General features: G+C 61.5%; 21 protein-coding genes. 10 read left to right on the top strand and 11 right to left on the bottom strand.

The window, feature by feature from the left end; translation table 11 throughout:
* Nucleotides 1-3 precede the first annotated feature (3 nt).
* Nucleotides 4-180 (bottom strand): hypothetical protein, encoded by a 177-nt coding sequence (locus HY896_06360; GenBank protein MBI5575972.1) that lies wholly within the window; start codon nucleotides 178-180, stop codon nucleotides 4-6.
* 131 nt (nucleotides 181-311) lie between these two features.
* On the opposite strand from HY896_06360, the gene cobO reads away from it, so the two are divergent.
* Nucleotides 312-887 carry a cob(I)yrinic acid a,c-diamide adenosyltransferase gene (gene cobO, locus HY896_06355; protein ID MBI5575971.1) on the top strand — a complete coding sequence of 192 codons (576 nt, stop codon included), beginning with the start codon at nucleotides 312-314 and terminating at the stop codon, nucleotides 885-887.
* A 4-nt stretch (nucleotides 888-891) separates the two neighbouring features.
* Here cobO and HY896_06350 read toward each other — a convergent pair whose 3' ends face one another.
* Nucleotides 892-1,917, bottom strand: coding sequence for an FAD-dependent oxidoreductase (locus tag HY896_06350; GenBank protein MBI5575970.1), 1,026 nt, complete (start codon nucleotides 1,915-1,917; stop codon nucleotides 892-894).
* Between the two features lie 65 nt (nucleotides 1,918-1,982).
* Between HY896_06350 and HY896_06345 the strand changes: the two genes are divergently transcribed.
* Nucleotides 1,983-2,282 (top strand): hypothetical protein, encoded by a 300-nt coding sequence (locus tag HY896_06345; protein ID MBI5575969.1) that lies wholly within the window; start codon nucleotides 1,983-1,985, stop codon nucleotides 2,280-2,282.
* Between the two features lie 27 nt (nucleotides 2,283-2,309).
* On the opposite strand, the gene phoU is transcribed toward HY896_06345, so the two are convergent.
* The 7 genes from phoU to HY896_06310 all read right to left on the bottom strand — a co-directional run bounded on the left by phoU (nucleotide 2,310) and on the right by HY896_06310 (nucleotide 9,359).
* Nucleotides 2,310-2,972 carry a phosphate signaling complex protein PhoU gene (gene phoU / locus HY896_06340; protein ID MBI5575968.1) on the bottom strand — a complete coding sequence of 221 codons (663 nt, stop codon included), beginning with the start codon at nucleotides 2,970-2,972 and terminating at the stop codon, nucleotides 2,310-2,312.
* Between the two features lie 30 nt (nucleotides 2,973-3,002).
* Nucleotides 3,003-3,764, bottom strand: a complete 762-nt coding sequence (gene pstB, locus HY896_06335; protein MBI5575967.1) for a phosphate ABC transporter ATP-binding protein — start codon at nucleotides 3,762-3,764, stop codon at nucleotides 3,003-3,005.
* 15 nt (nucleotides 3,765-3,779) lie between these two features.
* Nucleotides 3,780-4,616: a phosphate ABC transporter permease PstA gene (gene pstA, locus HY896_06330; protein MBI5575966.1), complete on the bottom strand. Its 837-nt coding sequence runs from the start codon at nucleotides 4,614-4,616 to the stop codon at nucleotides 3,780-3,782.
* 4 nt (nucleotides 4,617-4,620) lie between these two features.
* Nucleotides 4,621-5,553, bottom strand: coding sequence for a phosphate ABC transporter permease subunit PstC (pstC, locus tag HY896_06325; protein MBI5575965.1), 933 nt, complete (start codon nucleotides 5,551-5,553; stop codon nucleotides 4,621-4,623).
* Between the two features lie 114 nt (nucleotides 5,554-5,667).
* Complete coding sequence (gene pstS, locus HY896_06320; protein ID MBI5575964.1) at nucleotides 5,668-6,702, bottom strand: phosphate ABC transporter substrate-binding protein PstS; 1,035 nt, start codon at nucleotides 6,700-6,702, stop codon at nucleotides 5,668-5,670.
* A 145-nt stretch (nucleotides 6,703-6,847) separates the two neighbouring features.
* Nucleotides 6,848-8,629 carry a HAMP domain-containing protein gene (locus HY896_06315; protein ID MBI5575963.1) on the bottom strand — a complete coding sequence of 594 codons (1,782 nt, stop codon included), beginning with the start codon at nucleotides 8,627-8,629 and terminating at the stop codon, nucleotides 6,848-6,850.
* Nucleotides 8,630-8,633: 4 nt separating this feature from the next.
* Nucleotides 8,634-9,359 (bottom strand): response regulator transcription factor, encoded by a 726-nt coding sequence (locus HY896_06310; protein ID MBI5575962.1) that lies wholly within the window; start codon nucleotides 9,357-9,359, stop codon nucleotides 8,634-8,636.
* A 189-nt stretch (nucleotides 9,360-9,548) separates the two neighbouring features.
* Here HY896_06310 and HY896_06305 point away from each other — a divergent pair, with 189 nt between their 5' ends.
* On the top strand, nucleotides 9,549-9,950 hold the full coding sequence (locus tag HY896_06305) for a methylglyoxal synthase (GenBank protein ID MBI5575961.1): 402 nt from the start codon (nucleotides 9,549-9,551) through the stop codon (nucleotides 9,948-9,950).
* 22 nt (nucleotides 9,951-9,972) lie between these two features.
* Here HY896_06305 and HY896_06300 read toward each other — a convergent pair whose 3' ends face one another.
* Entirely contained in the window at nucleotides 9,973-10,872 is a 900-nt protein-coding gene (locus HY896_06300) for a diacylglycerol kinase family lipid kinase (protein MBI5575960.1), read from the bottom strand.
* A gap of 119 nt (nucleotides 10,873-10,991) precedes the next feature.
* Here HY896_06300 and HY896_06295 point away from each other — a divergent pair, with 119 nt between their 5' ends.
* From HY896_06295 to HY896_06285, 3 genes are all read left to right on the top strand, one after another.
* Entirely contained in the window at nucleotides 10,992-11,603 is a 612-nt protein-coding gene (locus HY896_06295) for a hypothetical protein (GenBank protein ID MBI5575959.1), read from the top strand.
* Between the two features lie 97 nt (nucleotides 11,604-11,700).
* Nucleotides 11,701-12,429 carry a glycerophosphodiester phosphodiesterase gene (locus tag HY896_06290; GenBank protein ID MBI5575958.1) on the top strand — a complete coding sequence of 243 codons (729 nt, stop codon included), beginning with the start codon at nucleotides 11,701-11,703 and terminating at the stop codon, nucleotides 12,427-12,429.
* Nucleotides 12,430-12,873: 444 nt separating this feature from the next.
* Nucleotides 12,874-14,034, top strand: coding sequence for a redoxin family protein (locus HY896_06285; protein ID MBI5575957.1), 1,161 nt, complete (start codon nucleotides 12,874-12,876; stop codon nucleotides 14,032-14,034).
* Nucleotides 14,035-14,045: 11 nt separating this feature from the next.
* Here the strand turns inward: HY896_06285 and HY896_06280 are convergent, their stop codons facing one another.
* Nucleotides 14,046-15,014: an NAD(P)/FAD-dependent oxidoreductase gene (locus tag HY896_06280; protein MBI5575956.1), complete on the bottom strand. Its 969-nt coding sequence runs from the start codon at nucleotides 15,012-15,014 to the stop codon at nucleotides 14,046-14,048.
* A 107-nt stretch (nucleotides 15,015-15,121) separates the two neighbouring features.
* Here HY896_06280 and HY896_06275 point away from each other — a divergent pair, with 107 nt between their 5' ends.
* The 4 genes from HY896_06275 to HY896_06260 all read left to right on the top strand — a co-directional run.
* Nucleotides 15,122-16,168 (top strand): nitronate monooxygenase, encoded by a 1,047-nt coding sequence (locus HY896_06275; GenBank protein ID MBI5575955.1) that lies wholly within the window; start codon nucleotides 15,122-15,124, stop codon nucleotides 16,166-16,168.
* Nucleotides 16,169-16,222: 54 nt separating this feature from the next.
* Nucleotides 16,223-16,840, top strand: a complete 618-nt coding sequence (locus HY896_06270) for a DUF47 domain-containing protein (protein ID MBI5575954.1) — start codon at nucleotides 16,223-16,225, stop codon at nucleotides 16,838-16,840.
* The gene (locus HY896_06265; protein MBI5575953.1) at nucleotides 16,833-17,840 is read left to right on the top strand and encodes an inorganic phosphate transporter; all 1,008 of its coding nucleotides are present in this window, start codon (nucleotides 16,833-16,835) and stop codon (nucleotides 17,838-17,840) included. The genes HY896_06270 and HY896_06265 overlap by 8 nt, the downstream gene beginning before the upstream one ends.
* A 152-nt stretch (nucleotides 17,841-17,992) precedes the next feature.
* Nucleotides 17,993-18,332, top strand: a 340-nt coding sequence (locus tag HY896_06260) for an electron transfer flavoprotein subunit beta (GenBank protein MBI5575952.1), incomplete at its 3' end; no start/stop codon positions are given.

Raw genomic sequence — 18,332 nt, 5'->3', positions numbered from 1 at the left:
TCGTCACTTGCTGTCGGGCTTCACGCCTTCCTTGCGAAGCTCCCGGTCCGCGTCTTTCCTGATCTGCCGGTGCTTGTCGACGGCTTCTCCGCGGATCTCCGCCTTGCAGGTATCGCAGATGGTGTCGGTCATCTCCTTTTCCTTACCGCAGATCATGCAGCGCCTCTTCTCCACCGCCATGCCGGCCTCCTCGAAAGCATTTCCGGGGTTCTTTTCTTATCATACCTCCAACCTGATCGCCCGAAACGCGAAGGGTATTTCGACATCATAAAAGCGCCTGGACATCAGCCTCCATGGAAAAACGAAAAACCATGAGCGCCCGCATATCCCGATCGGTGAGACGGATACCCGACAAGAAGCGAAACGGTCTTGTCCTGGTGCTTACGGGGGACGGCAAAGGCAAGACCACTTCCTGCCTGGGAATGGCGGTGCGGGCGGTCGGTTACGGCATGCGCATCGTAATGATCCAGTTCATAAAAGGCTCGCTCCACTACGGAGAGCTCGACGGGGCGAAGCGGTTGGCTCCGGAATTCGAGCTGGTCCCGATGGGAAAGGGGTTCGTAGGCATCATGGGGGACACCCTGGACTTCTCCGAGCATGCCGCCGCCGCCGGGAAGGCGCTTGCCGCCGCCCGCGAGAAAATGCTGTCAGGAAAGTACGACATCGTTATCCTGGACGAGGTCAACGTTGCGTTGCACCTTCGGCTGATTCCGCTCGAAGACGTGCTCTCGCTCATCCGTGAGAAACCGGATACGGTCCACCTGATCCTTTCCGGACGGAACGCCCACGAGGAAGTGATGCGGGCGGCCCACCTCGTAACCGAGATGCGCAATGTAAAGCATCCATACGACGTCGGAATCGAGGCGGAAAAAGGGATCGACTATTAACCCGTTAACCGGCCTTGCGCCCCTGTTCCGTGATCCGTTCGGAAAGAGCCGATCCGTACAATAGCCCGAAATAGTCTTCCGTGTTCCGGATATAAAGCTTTACGCCGCCGGCCATGTTCTCCCCGGCCAGTTGCCCCTGCTTCAAGGCGCTGCGCCAGCCGAAGTTGATGCGGCTCTCCCTGCGGTTGATGTCGAACACCTCCGCGCAGTCACCCGCGGCGAAAATGTTGGAGACGCTTGTCCGGAGATATTCGTCGACGAGGACGCCCGTTCCGACCTTCACGCCGTTCCCCTCCAGGAAACCCACGGCCGGAAGCCGCTCCGTTGCCACCACGATCATCTGGCATCGGATCGTCTCGCCCCCCGTCGTCACGACGGAGTAGGTACCGCCGTCAAGGTCGAAGGCGTCCGCGATATCGGTCCCTTCCAGGATTCGTACGCCGTTATCCCTCAGGCGCCCGGTGGCGATCGCTTCCATTTCCCCGGAGATGGGGTTCCCGAACCGGGGGAGGCCCGGGTTCACCCAGGCCACCTGCTGGCCCAGTTTCCGAAGGACACGCGATGCCTCGATTCCGAGGTAGCCCGGACCGTAGACAACGGACGCTTCCGAGCGCATCGCGCGGGTTCTGACTCGTATCGCATCCGCCAGGGTGTTCAGCAGGAAATACGACCCCGGGTTTCCCATCAGCGAAAGGGGGACGATGGGCTTCCCGCCGGTGGCGACGAGGAGGAAATTGTACGTTTCCTCAGTGCCGTCGGAGAAGGCCACCCGGTTCCTGGCGGCGTCCACCCGCCGCGCACGCTTTCCTTGCCGGACCGCGATCCTTTCCGCGGCGAGCGCAGCGCCCTGGGGGTCGGCGATGGAGTCGGGCTCCCGCTCTCCGGAAACGACATCCGGAATCTGAGGCCTTATGTAGGGGTAGGAGAGTTCTTCCGTGGCGATGACTATTTCCGCATCCGGATCCATGTTCCGGGCCGCCCTGGCGGCGGCGATCCCGGCCGGACCGCTTCCGAGTATCAGGTAGCGCATGGAAAATCCTCCAACGGGATGAATTTTTTTGCGCCGAGCCACATCTTACCGACAGGAGGTTGGATATGAAAATCGAGATCCTGGTTTCGGATGATCGGAAAACCTATTCGATAGCGGTGGACGGAGGCCCTCCCGCGTTGGTGGAAAACTTCGTCCTTCTTACCAAGGAGGGCGAAAAGACCCGAAACGTCGTATTCGGAAGCGCCGAGAACGTGGGAAGGCTGCTGTACGGCTTCTACGTCAACTGCTGGCGGCTGGACGCGCGCGGGATGCGTGACGCTCTGGAACTGGTCGCGGGCGACATCGTCGACGTTCGCGAGAAGCGGAACGATGCGTCGCAGCAAACGATACGCCGGATAATGTAGGCCCGCGGCGCGGTACGGGGGCTGCCGTCAGGCCAGCGGCCCCTGGTGGCGGATGTCTTTTCCCTTGACCATGAAGATCACGTCTTCGCAGATGTTGGTCGCGTGGTCGGCGATGCGCTCGACATGCCGGGAAACCAGGATGAGGTTCAACGCCCGCGAGATTGTGCCCGGATCGGCCATCATGTAGGTCAACAACTCCCTGAATACCTGGTCCTTCAACTGGTCGACCAGGTCGTCCTTCCGTATGGTGGCGTAAGCCAGTTCGTCGTTCCCGTTTACGAAGGCGTCGAGCGCGTCCCGCAGCATTTCCTTGGCGATCTCCGCCATTCGCGGAATGTCGATCAGCGGCTTGACGGGCGGTACGGTGAGGAGAAACTCCGCCTGCTCGGTGATGTTGATCGCCTGGTCGCCGATCCGCTCCATGTCCGTGTTGATCTTCATGGCGGCGGTGATGAACCTTAAGTCCGCGGCGGTGGGCTGCCGCAGCGCGATCATCTCCAGGCATATCTCGTCGACGTCGATATGGAGCTGGTTTACCTGGGTCTCCATCACCCTGACCTCGGCGAACATTTCGGCTTTCCGCTCCACCAGCGCCTGGATGGCCCGGTGGGTCATCTGCTCGACCAGCCCCCCCATCCGGAGAACCGTTTCCCGCAGGATTCCCAGCTCTTCCCTGTAATGCTTTTTCATGTCCGCTCCCCGTCTACCATATTATCCGAATTATCCGAACCTGCCGGTGATGTATTCCTCCGTCCGCTTGTCGGCCGGGTTCGTGAAGATCTTTGCCGCCTTGTCCATCTCGATCAGGTCTCCCAGCAGGAAAAAGGCGACGAAGTCGGAAATCCTCGCCGCCTGTTGCATGTTGTGCGTGACGACCACGATCGTGTACTTGTCGCTCAAGTCCTCGATAAGCTCTTCGATCTTCGCTGTGGATACCGGGTCCAGCGCCGAGCAGGGTTCGTCCATCAGCAGGACCTCCGGCTCCACGGCCAGGGCCCGCGCAATGCATAGGCGCTGCTGCTGCCCCCCGGAGAGGCTTGCCCCCTGCCGGTCCAGGTGGTCCTTCAGTTCGTCCCAGAGCGCCGCCATCCGCAGCGATTTCTCCACCACCTCCGCCATTTCGGCGCGGGACCGCTTCTTCCCGTTGAATTTCAGCCCAACGGCCACGTTTTCGAACGCGGTCATCCGGGGGAAGGGGTTCGGCTGCTGGAAGACCATTCCGACCTTCCGGCGCAGAAGGACCGGGTCGATCTTCTCCGAGTAGATGTTCCGCCCGTCGAAGAAGACCTCTCCCGATACGCGGAAGCCGGGAGTGAGGTCGTGCATACGGTTCAGGCAGCGGATGAAGGTGCTCTTTCCGCATCCGGAAGGTCCCATCACCGAGGTGACGGAGTTCCGCTGGATATCCATTGAAATATTCTTCAGCACCTGGTTATCGCCGAACCAGGCGTTGAGATCCTTGACCTGCAGGGCGTTTTCCATATCGATCGTTTCCTCCTACTTCTTCACCCTCGTGAAGTAGCGCGCTCCTATACTGATGAGAAGGACCATTCCTATGAGGACGACGGCTCCTGCCCACGCCTTGTCGTGCCAGTCGTCGTACGGCGAGATCGCGTAATTGAATACCTGCAACGGGACGGCCGCGATCGGCTGGTCCAGCCCCGATTGCCAGAACTGGTTTCCCAGCGCAGTGAACAGGAGAGGGGCGGTCTCCCCGACTATCCTCGCCATCGCCAGCAGTATCCCGGTGACGATTCCGGCAGTGGCGGTCCGCACCGTGATGAAGAGCGTCGTCTTCCACCGTTCGATCCCCAGCGCCAGCGCCGCCTCCCTTACCGACTGCGGGACCGTGCGCAGCATCTCCTCGGTCGTTCGGACTACGACGGGGATGAAGATCATCGCAAGCGCAGCCGCCCCCGCCCATGCGGAGAACCGCTTCATGGGGATGACCCACAGCAGGTACCCGAAGATCCCCATAATGATGGAGGGGACCCCGGCCAGGGTGTCCACGCCGAACCGGACGACGGAGGCGAACTTTCCCCGTCCGTATTCGGCAAGGTAGATGCCGCACATGACCGCAACCGGGATGCCGCCTGCCATGGCGAGGCCGGCGATGGTCAGTGTACCCAGGATTCCGTTTGCGATCCCTCCGCCGGGCTCTCCGACCGGATGCGGGAGATCGGTCAATAGCGTCCATTTCAGTTCCCTTGCGCCTTTCCAGAGGAGGTCGAAGAAGATGAGGAAGAGCGGCAGGACGACGAGAAGCGCCGAAACTGCGAACATCGTCTTGGCGGCCCGGTCGGCGGCTTTTCGGCGATATGCGATCGTTTCCATGGATTCAAATCCCCCGTGACGCGCGGCTAACCATCGTCTTGAGGATCCACTTCGCCGCGAGGTTCACAACGAACGTAAGCAGGAACAGCACCAGGCCGATTTCCACCAGCGCCGCCAGGTAAATCTCGCCGGTCGCCTCGGTGAACTCGTTGGCGATCACCGCCGCCATCGAATATCCCGGCTGGAATACCGAAAGCAGGATGTCGGGGCGGTTCCCGATCACCATGGTGACCGCCATCGTTTCTCCCAGCGCCCGGCCCAGCCCCAGGATCGTCGCGCCGAAGATCCCCGGGACGCAGTGCTGGCCTATGACGATCCGGATCATCTCCCAGTGGGTTCCGCCGAGCGAAAGTACCGCCTCCTTCTGAAGGCGCGGGACGGTCGCCAGGACTTCCCGGCTCACGGACAGGATGAAGGGAATGATCATGATGGAGAGGAGGACGCCCGCCGCCAGCATGCTGGGTCCGTACACGGGTCCCGTAAAGAACGGGATCCACCCGAGGTATTCCGCCGCCGGCGTCATGAGGAAGTCCCGCAGGACGGGTACAAGGACGAAGATTCCCCAAAGGCCGTAGATCACGCTCGGTATGGCAGCGAGGAGCTCCGCGAGGAACGCGACGGGGGTTTTGAGCCAATCCGGCGCGAACTCGTTGATGAAGATGGCGGACCCGACCGCAAGCGGGACCGCGATAAGGAGCGCGATGAAGGATGAGACGATAGTTCCGTATATGAACGTGAGGGCCCCGAAATCCTCCGCGACAGGGTCCCACGTTTTCGTCAGCAGGAACGATGCGCCGAATTTTTTGATCGCGGGAAGCGACTCCCGCACCAGCAGCGCCAAAAGAAGGACGGCGAGAAACAACACGCCGAACGCGAAGAAGGCGGTCGTCTTCTCGAAGATGAGGTCCTTCGGATTGTCGGATGCTCCGCGCACGATTCAATCTCCCCGGTAATTACGCCCCCGAAAGGCGCTTCGTCTGTGTGAAGTTACGAGGCTCGCACGCCTCGCGGTGTACCCGATCATCTGCCATTACGTGCCTTCCGGGGGTGATCAATACAGGCTTTTCCCCCTGTAATTGATCTGGCGGATGGTCTTGTCCACCTTTTCCGCCACCGGCGCGGGGATCGGGGCGTAGAGGAGCGGCGCGTTCATCTTCTGGCCGTCGCGGATCGCCCACTTTAGAAACCCGACTATCGCCTTCCCATTCGCCTCGTCCCTCTGGTCCTTGTAGATCAGCAGCCAGGTCAGCCCGCAGATGCCGTAGGAGTCCTTCCCCGGGGCGTTCACCAGCGTCAGGCGGAAGTCCGCGGGCATCGTTTTCGACGCCCCGGCCGCCGCAGCGGAGGTGGAATCGAGCGTCGGAAGTACGAAGTTCCCATCCTTGTTCTTAAGGGCGGCCGCCGTCATCCTGTTCTGCATGGCGTAGGCCAGTTCGACGTACCCGATGGCGCCGGGTGTCTGCTTCACCACCCCCGCGACTCCCTCGTTTCCTTTACCGCCGATTCCTACCGGCCAATTGACCGATTTTCCGCGGCCGATCTTCGCCCTCCACTCGGAGCTGACCGCCGAGAGGTAATTGGTGAAGATGTCCGTCGTCCCCGAACCGTCCGAGCGGTGCGCGACAATAATGTTCGCCGCCGGAAGCGGGATTCCGGGATTCAGGGATGCGATCCCCGGATCGTTCCAGCGCTTGATCCTCCCTAAATAGATATCCACGAAAACATCAGGGGTCAGTTTGAGGCCCGCGGCCACTCCCTTGAGGTTGTAAACGACCGCCACCGCGCCGATCGCCGTGGGGATGTGGAAGATCGGGCCGGGAAGTTTTTTAAGTTCATCCTCGGTCAAAGGCGCGTCGCTGGCGCCGAAATCGACGGTCCCCGCGGTGATTTGCCTGACGCCGCCGCCGGAGCCGATCGACTGGTAATTGAACTTCAATCCCGGGTGTGAATTGGAATACTCGTAGAACCATTTCGAATAGAGCGGGTAAGGGAACGTCGCCCCCGCCCCGGTGATCGAAAGCGATTGCGCAGCCGCCATCGGAACCGCCGCAGCGAAGGACAATGCAGCGAACAACAAGCAGATCATCCAGCCGTAACGCATTCTCATCATCTCTTTCCTCCATATATTTTTGCCTGAACTAATAGCCATGAAGGAATCCTACGGAATGTAGTTCAAGGAGACGTGAGGAGGGTGTTAAGTTCGTGTTAAGAAAGCGGCGGCTGAAAACGATCTACACGGGGATACGGATGAAGAACCGTGTTCCGACGCCGAGGCGGCTTTCGACGCGGATCGTTCCCTGGTGGGACTCGACGATGTGCTTCGCGATGGAGAGGCCCAGGCCGGTCCCCCCCAGGTCGCGGGACCTGCCCTTGTCCACCCGGTAGAACCGCTCGAAGATTCTCGGTAGGTGCTCGGAAGAAATCCCCGGCCCGTCGTCGGCGACCTCCAGGAGGCAGGCTCCCTCTTCGGCTCTGCCGGAAAGCGTTATGCGCCCACCTGCCTTGCCATACTTGATCGCGTTGTCCAGCAGGTTCGAAACGGCCAGGGTGAGCTTGCGGAGGTCCGCACGCAGGACGGCGTTTTCCGCCTTGATCTCCAGGGTCTTGCCAGCAAGCTCCGCAGACGGACGGTGAAGCGCTGCGGCACGGTCGAGAAATGCTGGAAGCGGGACTTCTTCGTACTCCAGCGCGGATTGCCCGGACTCGGCCTTTGAAAGCTCGAGCAGGTCGTCGATGAGCCGGTCCATCCGGAGCGCGTTCGAGCAGGCGATCGACAGGAAGGAGGGATCGACCGGAGCGCCTTCCTTTAACGAGTCGTCGATCGCTTCCAGATAACCGCGGATATTCGTGAGAGGTGTCTTCAACTCATGCGAGGCGTTGGAGACGAAGTCGCTTTTCATGCGCGCCAGCCGCTTCTCTTCCGTCACGTCCCGAAGCGTGAGCAGCAGGTCGGGAGCCTGGTTCGCTGAGGACGGCACCGTTACTCCCGCCATGCGGACAACCCGATCGCCGGTGCGCGTGGGGATGAAGGTTTCCCTCGGCGCCGGTTTCTCTCCCATTATCCACCCGTCTATGAACGCCAGTACCTCCGGGTGGCGGATCGCTTCAGCGACGGGGCGTCCCTCCGGCGGCGGGACGGCCGTTCCCAGGATGTTTGCGGCTTCGCGGTTCAGTATCCGCGCCGTGCGGTCGTGGCCGACCACGACCACACCCTCGGAGAGGCTTTCGATTATCGTCGCAAGCCGGGTCCTTTTAGCTTCAAGCCGGGAGATGGTTTCCTCGAGTCGGGATGAGGTGGTGTTCAGCGCGTCCGCCAGCGTTTCCAGTTCGTCGCCGGTATTCGCGCGTATGCGTTTCCCGAAATTTCCGGATGCCAGCTCACGCGCGGCGGCGGTCATCTCCTTCAGTGGACCTGCCACATGTTTCGCCCGGATCGCGGTCCCGGCGAGCATCAGGAGGAATGCCGCGACTCCGGTTCCCCAGGTGATCGTGCGGATCCGTTCGAGCCTCCTGTAAAGCAGCGTGACCGGGATGGCCGTCCGCGCGATCCCCACCGTCCGCCCTCCGGAAAGTATCGGGATGGCCAGGTACCGTTCCTCCTCCCTGACCGTCATGCTGCGTCGCAAGGATACGCCGGTCCCGCCGGAGAGGGCCGCCAGGACTTCAGGCCGGTCCGCGTGGTTTTCCATCTCCGCGATCCGTGATGCCCCCACGGTGGAATCCGCAACGACCGTCCCGTCCGGCAGGATGATCGTGAGGCGGATCTCCAGGTCCTTGCCGACACGGTCGCCCTCCGCGGCGATGTTTCCGCGTTCCGGCGACGGCCGATCCAAAAGGGGGCGGAACACCTCCGAAACGATGCGTGCCTGCCTCTGGAGGTTCCCGTCCACTTCCTCCGTCGCATACTTGCGGAACTGAAGATAGCCGGCCATCCCGGCGAATGTCAGCGCGGCACCGGTGATCACGAAATAGGTCAGGAAGAACTTCGTCGCGATGGAGATCCGCGCCCGCAAGCGGTCACCTCTCCCGCAACTTGTAGCCGACGTCCTTGACCGTTTCGATCGCCTTCGAAAGTAACGGGATCTTCCGCCGAAGCTTCGCGATGTGGACGTCGACCGTCCTGTCGGTCACGTAGGTCCCTCCACCCCAGACTTTTTCGAGGATCGATTCCCGGGTGAGGACCCGGCCCGCCGGCGCGGACAGGAGGGCCTGGAGTATGCGGAATTCCTTGGTGGTCAGCGGGACGGATTTGCCGTCGTGCCGCACCTCGTGCCGGGGGACGTCCATACGCAATCCGCCGTAGTCGTAAACCTTCTCTTCGATTTCTTCGGGGGCCTTCATGCTGCGCCTGAAGATGGCCTTTATTCGGGCGACGACCTCGCGGGGGCTGAAAGGTTTGGGGATGTAGTCGTCCGCACCCAGCTCCAGCCCGACGATCCGGTCCGTCTCGTCGCCTTTCGCGGTGAGCATCGCCACGGGGGTCCGGGCGATCTCCTGATCGGCGCGGAACTTTCTCAGGAGCTCCAGCCCGTCCATTTTCGGAAGGAGAATGTCGAGCAGGATCATATCCGGTTTTTCGGAACGGGCCTTAGTGAAACCCTCCTCTCCGTCACGGGCGAGGATGGGGGTGAAACCTTCCTTTTTAAGATAGTGGGCGAGGAGGTCCCTGATCTCCTTTTCGTCTTCCACTATAAGGATGGATCGGCCCAAGGCATCTCCCTGGAACGGTGGATCGGGTCCCATTATATCTTGCGGCGAAACGGAATGGGGGAGCCCGCCGGCATCCGGGCCAAACTGCCGAAGCCGGAAGCGCAGGGGAAGAAGACACAGGGCGATTCTTTCTTCGCGAGGGATCATCTCATTTAGAAGTGAAAAGCCTTCCGCCGTCCAGACGACGGCCATTATCCCGACAGAGAACGCGGAGGAAGACGTATGAACAGGATCGTTCTCATAGCTCATGATGCGAAGAAAGGGGACATCATCGAGTGGGCCCGTTTCAACAGGGATGCGCTGGCCGCCAAGGAGCTGTTCGCGACCCGGTCCACGGGGGAGGAGATCATCGCAGGCGTGGGACTCCCCGTCAACCTTCTGCGCCACGGTCCGGAAGGGGGGGATGCGCAGGTCGGCGCCATGATCGCGGAGGGTAAGGTGGACCTTCTCGTTTTTTTCTGGGATCCGCTTTCTCCCCATCCTCACGACGTGGACGTGAAGGCGCTGCTGAGGCTCGCCGTGCTGCACGACGTTCCGACCGCGTGCAACCATAGAACGGCGGATTTTCTTATTTCCTCGCCGCTGTATTGGGAAGACCGTCAATCGGGGGAGGCGGCGTTGTGACAGCGGTTGAGGTAGGGGGGACTCAGCCCGTCCGGGCTCCATATTCCTGCGGCACCACGAGCCGGAGCTTCGTGTCGGTCATCTCGAACCGGACAGGTAGGGGGCAAAGGTAGTCCCCGTCCACCTGGGCGGCGGAGGGGATGCGGGAGCGCACGAACACGGACCGGGTTTCCCGGGTATGTACCCCGGGTGAGGAGAGGTGCTTCCCGCGAAGCGCCTGGATCGCGAAGCGCAGGATCGCCCATCTGCCGGTCTTGCACAGGGCGATGACCTTCAATGTCCTTCCTTCCAGGTTTCCGTCCGGGACCATCGTGGCGATGCCGTACGTTTTCCCGCGGCACAGGATCAAGGCCTGGGCTTCCATCCGTTCCCTGTCGGGAAACTCCATCCACAACGTGGGCTGCGTGCGAACCAGGTGGCGTATTCCCGCCAGGTAATAAGCCCCCATTCCCAGGATGTTCTTCTGGCGGTGGCTCATTCTCGCCACGACCTCGGCGTCGAATCCCGCCGAGGCCATGAGCAGGAAGTACCTGTTTTCAGCGCGCGCAAGCGGGACCTCGATCGTCTTACCGCTTTCGATGAGTCCCAGGCAGCCCTCCACCGTGGCAGGGAGACCGACTTCACGGGATATTACGTTACCCGTTCCGTGGGGTACTACCACAAGTCTCGTGGAACTCCCGGCCAGTCCGTTGGCGACCTCGTTTACCGTTCCGTCCCCGCCGACGGCGATAACCGTTTCCGCCCCGGCGTGCGCCGCCTCCCTCGCCAATACGGTAGCATCACCCGGACCGGAGGTTTTGAGTATTTCGAAGGGGATTCCCCGGGCGGAGAGAAACGCCCGGATCCGGTCGATCCCTGCAGCGGCCCTCGGACCGGCGACCGGGTTATGGATCACGCGCAACATACGGTGGGATTTTACCATGCGGGAAGCGGAACCTCCTGAGCGTAACTCCGCATCTTAATAACGATTCCAATAACCGAAGACGCAGCGGTGCACTTGGCGTCGCGCGGCGTAACGGATGCGAATGGGAGGACGATGCCATGTCGAGGAATGTATTGTCCCTGTTGATCGTCGGAGTATTTATCGGGGCGATGGCCGGCTCCGCCGTGGCGGAAGAAGTAAACGGTTGCCTCCAGATGGCTAAACTCGAGATCACGCAGAGAACTTTTCCCTCCTCCAACTCCCGCGCCGCCGGGGTCGTCAAGCGGAATGCCGGGGATGACGGAAGCCGCTACCTGGTGCAGGAGGTAAGCGGGTATTTCCGGGCGGGCGACGAAATTTCCGTCTATTCCATACAGGGTGATTTCATCGGGATCGGAAAGGTTTACAGCGTCTACGGGGATGAGTTATACGTCGACATGTTGAACGTACCGCCATACGCGGTCAGCGTCGGGGACGAAGTCTTCTGGAATTATACGAGCGATGAGGCGAAGACCGCGATCCGGAACAGGAAGGACGTCTTCCTCAACGTGGCGGCGGCTGCCCGGCTGGAAGAGGAAAAGATCAACGAGCAGGTCGCGGCGAAGCAGCGGCGGGAGGAAGCGGACCGCTTGAGGTGGCAGGAGGACATGACGAGACTGAGGCTGAACCTCGAAGCCCAGTACAATGCATATTACTACTCCTACCGGTATCACCCGTTCTTCTACCCCTGACGGCGGCTGAGCGGTAAGCGGACTACGAGGGCGGGATTCTGAGTGGGTCCCGCCCTCACCATTTGGACTGTTCCCGCTGTTGCTGTATCTTTAACCTGTGGAAAATCCGTTTCTCAGGTGTGAAGGGAAAAGACCGGTCGTCGTTGCCCATCGCGGGGCGTCGAATCGCGCCCTCGAAAACTCCCATTCGGCGTTTTCGCTGGCCGTCGCCGACGGCGCCGACATGATCGAGTTCGATGTATGGCTTACCGCCGACGACGTCCCGGTCGTGCTCCATGACGCCCGCACGGGCCGGACTGCGAAAGCGAACCTTTCCGTCGCATCGAGTTCCTCGGCGATCCTGCGAAAGGTCCTGCTGAAAAACGGGGAGCCGCTTCCGTTCCTGGCCGATGTGCTGGAACTGGTCGGGCGAGCGGTCCCGCTCAATATCCATATAAAGACCTCCGGAGGCGTGAATGCGGTTTGCCGGACGCTTTCGGAGACCGGATACCGCGGCGCCGTGGTCCTGTCTTCCGGCATTCGGGAGGAATGCCTTGCGGCGCGGGAAATTCGCCCGGATCTCCCGTGCGGACTGGTGACGGGACGGCCTTCGGCGTCCGACATTTCCTTCTGCCTGCGATATTCCCTGTCATCGATCCACCCCGATTACCGCAGACTCACGGTTCTCCGTATCCGCAAGGTGAAGGAGGCGGGGCTGCCGCTGGTACCCTACACCGTGGACGATCCGGAAACGTTTTTCGCGCTGGTTGAAGCGGGGGCGGACGGGGTATTTTCGAACAGGGCGGAGGCGCTCCGCTCCGCCTGGCGCGCGAAACACTCACTTTAATGAATTCGGCTCCGTATACATCCGGATGCCAGGTTTGCGCTACGTTTCCCATACGCTGACCGTGCTCGGCACGCCTCGCGGGGTACCCCTCGCGGGGGACGCCTTGCCCGGGCCCGCTTCTGCCCGGACCTCCTGTCCGGTCCGAAGCGGTCCGCCTCGGCAAGCTGTCGGCGCCGTCCCTGGCGCCTTTTCCTCGCTATCCGCTCGGCGCATGCCTCGGAGCTCGAACCACCGCATGTATGCCACCAGTTGGTTCTCGCTCCATGTCCGTTCTGCGGCTTTACGCTCCTCGCTCGCTGCCATGGAGGGCAGCGTGCCGCGCGCGCATGGATGCGCAGGAGCGGCTCGCCCGGTCCTCCCCTGAGGCTAACGTTCATTCATGGGCGGTTATATGTATACGAAGTTGAATTCTTGAAATAGAGTATTGAGACGCAGGGGGGGGAGATGAACGGTTGCAGGAAAATCGCGGCCGCGGGGATTCTTTGCCTGTGGGCCTTTTCATTTCCGCTGTCGGCGTCGTCGTTCGCTCTCCGCGGGATGGATAAAGGGAGCAGGGTTCCCGATTACGAATTCGTCGGCGTGTCCGCAGGCGGAGGCAAGCTCTCGTCCTTCGCGGGCGAGAAAGGGCTTGTCGTCATCTACTGGGCGACGTGGAGCTCCCGCTCTCCCGATGTCCTTCTCTTCGCGGAAAAGGAGCTTCGGCGTTACGAGAAGATGGGAGTGAAGTTCCTGGCGGTCAACGCGGACCATCAGGAGATGAAGGCCGAACACATGGCCGAGGTCAAATCGGCGGTTGCGAAGTTGGGACTTTCGTTCCCGGTGGTGCTGGACGCCGGCCTGAAAGTGTACAACGAAATCGGCGTTATCAGCGTCCCCACTACGATCGTCCTGGACAACGCGCTCAAGATCATCGACGCCTATCCCGGTTTCCCGTCGGCCGCCCGCGACGACATCCCGGACCGGATAGACGCCTTCCTGGGCATCGTAAAGGAGAAGCGAGCGGAAAAGGCGCAGTACCTGCTCGACCGCAAGCCGAAGAACTACGCGCTCCAGTACTATAACCTCGGCAAACGGCTTTTCCTGTCCGCGCGTTCGTCGTCAGGCGACCTGAAGGGGATTCCGGAAGCGGCGCTGGAAAGGCTCGACGAGGCGATACGGCGCGACCCGGATTACTTCCGCCCCTACCTGTTGAAAGCCATCGTTCTCGATCTCGCGAAGTCAAACGGCCGCCGGGAGGCGGCGATCAGGGAACTCGGGAAGCGGGACTTCCAGGAGGCTTACGAACGGCGGATGCTGGGATTCGGCTACCTGTACCTGGGCATGGACAACCAGGCGGCGGACTGCTTCCGGCTCCTTTCCTCCCAGGTTTCGGGGGACCCCGGCGCGCTGTTCGGCGAGGCGGCGGCCGCCGCAAGGAGAAAAGAGGGACAGGCGGCGAAGAGGGCGCTGTCGGAGCTTGCGAAGATCCCAGGCGCGAAAGAATCGCTCGGGTTCGATTACGCTTCCTTGTTCACGGACTCCGGGGAACTGGCGAAGGGCACGGAGAAGGCCCTGCGGGCGGCGCTGGACCGTCTCCTCGAGATCGAAAAGCCCGGGGTGAGATAGCGCCCGTTCGGCTATCGGCCGAGATCCCCCGCCACGATGTATTCCTTGGCCGAATTGACGGCGGTGGCGGCTTCCCCGGAACCGGCGGTGATCAGCAGGATCTTCCCCGGGTAGGTGGCGATATCGCCCGCCGCGTATACGCCGGGCATGTTGGTGGACATGTCGGGCGCGACGGCGATCCCGCTTCCGACGATGTTCAGACCCCATTCCCGGAACGGCTCCAGGTTCGTGAGCATCCCGATCGACAGCACGATGGCGTCGACTTCGATCTCCTCTTCCTTGCCGCTCCGTTCGTTCCAGATCACCGCACCGGTCACGCGGTCCTCCCCCAGTACCGCCTTCAGCGCGAAATAGGGAAATTTCACCCGTACGCTGGAAGCCAGGAGCTTGTCGACCATCGCCTCGTGCGCCTGGAACTTGTAAGTCCGGTGAGCGAGGGTGACTTCAGCGGCGATTCCCTCCAGCGAGAGGGCCCAGTCCACCGCGCTGTTTCCTCCGCCTACGATGAGGACCTTCTTTCCACGGAGCCCTTCGAACGACTTCAGCCAGTAGTAGATGCCGTTTCCTTCCATGTCGATCAGGTTCGGTATGTCGAGTTTTCGGGGGACGAAGGCGCCGGAACCGACTGCGATGATGGCCGTCTGCGTGTAATGCTTCCCCGCGTTCGTCGTCAGCTCGATGACCCGTTCCCCAAGCACGCGCAGCCCGTTGACGCGCTCGTTCATGACCACCGCCGGATGGTATTGCATCGCCTGTTCCGTGAGCAGGCGGATCAGTTCAGCGGCGACGATCTTCGGATGCCCCGCCACGTCGAACACCACTTTTTCCGGGTACATGGAGACAAGACGCCCGCCTGCCTGGGGGTACATCTCGATGAGTTTGGTCCTGCAGTCCCGCAGACCCGCGTAATAGGTGGCATAAAGACCCACGGGGCCCGCACCGACGATGGTGATGTCGTACAGCTCGCTCTGCAGAACCATAGCGGTAATATATCAAATCCCTGCGGGATTCCCGGTCGTTCCATTTACGGGGCGGTTCGGGGCGGCATATGATATAGTTTTACGGATCGTTTTCAGGAGAGCCATCGATGGAATTGAAACACCTTGACGCTGCATGGAAGCGCGGGACCGATTTTCTCGGCACCCGTTACGCCATCCTGTGCGGCGCCATGACCTGGGTTTCCGAATCGAACCTCGTCGCCGCCATTTCGAACGGGGGGGGATTCGGCGTCCTCGCCGCGGGGAACATGCCGCCCGACCTGCTTGCGAATGAGATAGCGGAAACCCGGCGGAAGACTATATATCCATTCGGGGTGAACCTGATAACGGTAGCCCCGTCTTTCCGGGACCACATCGACGTGGCGGTCCGGGAAAAGGCGCCGTTCATCTTTTTCGCGGGCAGCATCCCTTCGGGGAAGGATATCGAGCAGGCAAAGGCTTCCGGAGCCAAGGTCATCTGCTTCGCGCCGGTGCTGTCGCTCGCGCGGCGCCTGATCAAGCAGGGCGCGGACGCCCTGGTCATCGAAGGAAACGAAGCCGGCGGACACATCGGCCCCGTCGCCACGTCCGTCCTGGCGCAGGAATTTCTCCTCAGCATAACCGAGGTCCCCATTTTCGTGGCCGGCGGGATCGGCACCGGCGAGATGATCGCCCAGTACCTGGCGCTCGGGGCGTCCGGAGCGCAGCTGGGAACTCGGTTCGTCGCGGCGGAGGAGTGCGTAGCCCACCCCCGTTTCAAGGAAGCGTTCATCCGCGCGCAGGCCCGGGACGCCATGCCCACCTCGCAGTTCGATCCCTCGCTTCCGACGATCCCCGTGCGTGCGATCGTGAACGAAGGGACGAAAGACTTCAACCGCCTGCAGCTCGACCTGTTGAACAAGGTCAAGTCCGGCGAGCTTCCGCGCGAGGAGGCGCAGCTCCGTCTCGAGGAGTTCTGGATGGGCGCACTTCGGCGCGCCGTCGTTGACGGCGACGTCGAGCACGGGTCGCTGATGGCGGGGCAGAGCGTCGCTTTCGTGAAGAAGGTACAACCCGTTCGGGAGATCCTCGATGAACTTGTGTCATCGGCGGAAAGGAAGCTCGCGGAGATGTCGAACGGAGGCCCCTGGGCGGCGGCGGGACCGATCTGTCGATAGGCCGGCAAGGCGTTATTTTTCCGATATCCCCCCAAGTAAACAAGGAGCCGCTGCATGTTCCGCATACTCCCGGCTGACCAGGAATTCTTCGTTCTGTTCGAGAAGGCGTCGCATAACATCATGGAGGGCGCGGAAATCCTCAAGGACCTCCTCGACCATTTCGAGGACGTCAGGGAAAAGGCCCGGCAGATAGAGGAAGTAGAGCACAAGGGCGACACGATCACGCACGACATCGTGAAGAAGCTGAACACCACTTTCATCACCCCGATCGACCGTGAGGACATCCTGGCGCTCGCATCGTCGCTCGACGACGTGATCGACCTCATCCACGCGGCCGCCACTCGAATCGTTCTTTACAAGGTAGTCGAGCCTACACCTCAAGCCAAGGAGCTGGGGTTCCTGATACTCAAGTCCGTCAGGGAGCTGAACCGCGGGATAGCCCGCATGTCGAAGAAGATGGACGGGGTGTACGAACACTGCGTGGAGGTCAACTCGCTGGAGAACGAGGCCGACCGCGTCTGCCGCGACGCCATCGCTTACCTGTTCGACCGGGAGAAGGACCCCATCACGATCCTCAAGTGGAAGGAGATCTACGAAACGCTGGAAACGGCGACCGACCGCTGCGAGGATGCGGCCAATGTCCTGGAAGGGGTGGCTCTCAAGAATGCCTGAGAGCTCGTTTGCGCTCCTTGTCCTGGTGATCATCTCGGCTCTGGCGTTCGATTTCATCAACGGGTTCCACGATACCGCCAACGCCATCGCCACCTGCATATCGACCCGCGCCCTGTCCATCCGGAACGCCATCCTCATGGCGGCGGGCCTCAATTTCGTCGGGGCGCTCGTTTCCACTCATGTTGCGGCGACAATCGGCAAGGGGATCGTGGACCCTTCGAACGTAACGCAGGTGGTCGTCCTCTCTGCCCTGGCAGGAGCGATCTTCTGGGACCTCCTCACCTGGCATTACGGCATACCGTCATCATCCTCCCACGCGATCATCGGCGGGCTCGTCGGGGCGGTGGTAGCAGACCGCGGATTCGGAGTGCTGAAATGGGATGGGCTGACGAAGATCCTCGCCGCCATCGTAGTATCCCCGCTGGCCGGCACGCTGGCGGCATTTCTCATCATGCTCGCGATATTCTGGATCTTCCGGGGATACCACCCCTCCCCCCTGAATCGCAACTTCCGTAAGCTCCAGATCATTTCCGCCGCCTTCATGGCGTTTTCCCACGGTTCCAACGATGCGCAGAAGTCCATGGGGGTCATCACCCTCGCACTGGTATCTTACGGCGCCCTCGATACGTTCCATATTCCCGCCTGGGTCATCCTCGGCTGCGCCGCATCGATGGCGGCCGGCACGGCGATGGGCGGATGGCGGATCATCAAGACGGTCGGGACCGATTTCGTAAAGCTGGATCCCGTCCACGGCTTCTGCGCGGAAACTTCTTCCGCGGGGGTCATCCTCACCGCCACCGCAATGGGGATCCCCATCAGCACGACGCATGTCATCACCTCGGCGATCCTCGGCGTCGGCCTTACCCACGGACGCAGGAAAGTGAACTGGATCGTGGGCGCACGGATCGTCTGGGCATGGATACTCACGATTCCCGCATCGGCGATGGCCGGCTATTTCGCCTACGACGTCCTCCGCCCGATCTTTCTCCTGCACCGCTGAGTGCTTCATTTCATAAATACGGTAGCATTCGAGCGCCGCTGCATCCGCTCCAGCTTCGTTGCGCTCCTTCACCATACTCAACGGTATGCCTCAGTCGCGCGCCTTGCCGGCGCGGCGCATCGACGCTCTCGGTGCGTTACCGTATTTATGAAGTGAAGCACTTAGTCGTCACCGCGGCGCCGGTGCACGATTGCCGGGATCCTGTCGTTCTCGACCCCGTCAGGAAACAGGTCGATCCGGCCTCGCTGCGCTGGATGCTGAATCCGCCGGACATGATCGCGCTGGAGCAGGCACTCCGGCTAAGGGACCGGATCCCCGGCACCCGGATCCGGGTCGTCAGCATCGCCCCTCCCGCCGCCGAAAGCGTACTTCGAGAGTGCCTGGCCGTCGGAGCGGACGAGGTCGAACGGGTATGGGGGGAAGGTATCGAGGGAGCGGACCCGCACGGAGTGGCGTCGATCCTTGCAGCGGCGGTCCGAAGGCTCCCCTTCG

It is taken from the genome of Deltaproteobacteria bacterium (assembly GCA_016218975.1).
Lineage (GTDB): Bacteria > Desulfobacterota > Deferrimicrobia > Deferrimicrobiales > Deferrimicrobiaceae > JAENIX01.
The sequence above is the reverse complement of the archived record's forward strand: the minus strand, read 5'-3'. Positions and strand labels throughout refer to the sequence as shown.

Excerpts from the sequence above, each read along its gene's own strand:
- HY896_06265 (MBI5575953.1), top strand. The coding sequence starts at position 16,833 with ATGCCTGAGAGCTCGTTTGCGCTCCTTGTCCTGGTGATCATCTCGGCT.
- HY896_06270 (MBI5575954.1), top strand. The coding sequence starts at position 16,223 with ATGTTCCGCATACTCCCGGCTGACCAGGAATTCTTCGTTCTGTTCGAG.
- HY896_06300 (MBI5575960.1), bottom strand. The coding sequence starts at position 10,872 with ATGGTAAAATCCCACCGTATGTTGCGCGTGATCCATAACCCGGTCGCC.
- pstA (MBI5575966.1), bottom strand. The coding sequence starts at position 4,616 with ATGGAAACGATCGCATATCGCCGAAAAGCCGCCGACCGGGCCGCCAAG.
- HY896_06350 (MBI5575970.1), bottom strand. The coding sequence starts at position 1,917 with ATGCGCTACCTGATACTCGGAAGCGGTCCGGCCGGGATCGCCGCCGCC.
- HY896_06305 (MBI5575961.1), top strand. The coding sequence starts at position 9,549 with ATGAACAGGATCGTTCTCATAGCTCATGATGCGAAGAAAGGGGACATC.
- HY896_06360 (MBI5575972.1), bottom strand. The coding sequence starts at position 180 with ATGGCGGTGGAGAAGAGGCGCTGCATGATCTGCGGTAAGGAAAAGGAG.
- cobO (MBI5575971.1), top strand. The coding sequence starts at position 312 with ATGAGCGCCCGCATATCCCGATCGGTGAGACGGATACCCGACAAGAAG.
- HY896_06345 (MBI5575969.1), top strand. The coding sequence starts at position 1,983 with ATGAAAATCGAGATCCTGGTTTCGGATGATCGGAAAACCTATTCGATA.
- HY896_06285 (MBI5575957.1), top strand. The coding sequence starts at position 12,874 with ATGAACGGTTGCAGGAAAATCGCGGCCGCGGGGATTCTTTGCCTGTGG.
- phoU (MBI5575968.1), bottom strand. The coding sequence starts at position 2,972 with ATGAAAAAGCATTACAGGGAAGAGCTGGGAATCCTGCGGGAAACGGTT.
- HY896_06275 (MBI5575955.1), top strand. The coding sequence starts at position 15,122 with ATGGAATTGAAACACCTTGACGCTGCATGGAAGCGCGGGACCGATTTT.
- HY896_06295 (MBI5575959.1), top strand. The coding sequence starts at position 10,992 with ATGTCGAGGAATGTATTGTCCCTGTTGATCGTCGGAGTATTTATCGGG.
- pstS (MBI5575964.1), bottom strand. The coding sequence starts at position 6,702 with ATGATCTGCTTGTTGTTCGCTGCATTGTCCTTCGCTGCGGCGGTTCCG.
- pstB (MBI5575967.1), bottom strand. The coding sequence starts at position 3,764 with ATGGAAAACGCCCTGCAGGTCAAGGATCTCAACGCCTGGTTCGGCGAT.
- HY896_06280 (MBI5575956.1), bottom strand. The coding sequence starts at position 15,014 with ATGGTTCTGCAGAGCGAGCTGTACGACATCACCATCGTCGGTGCGGGC.
- HY896_06310 (MBI5575962.1), bottom strand. The coding sequence starts at position 9,359 with ATGGGACCCGATCCACCGTTCCAGGGAGATGCCTTGGGCCGATCCATC.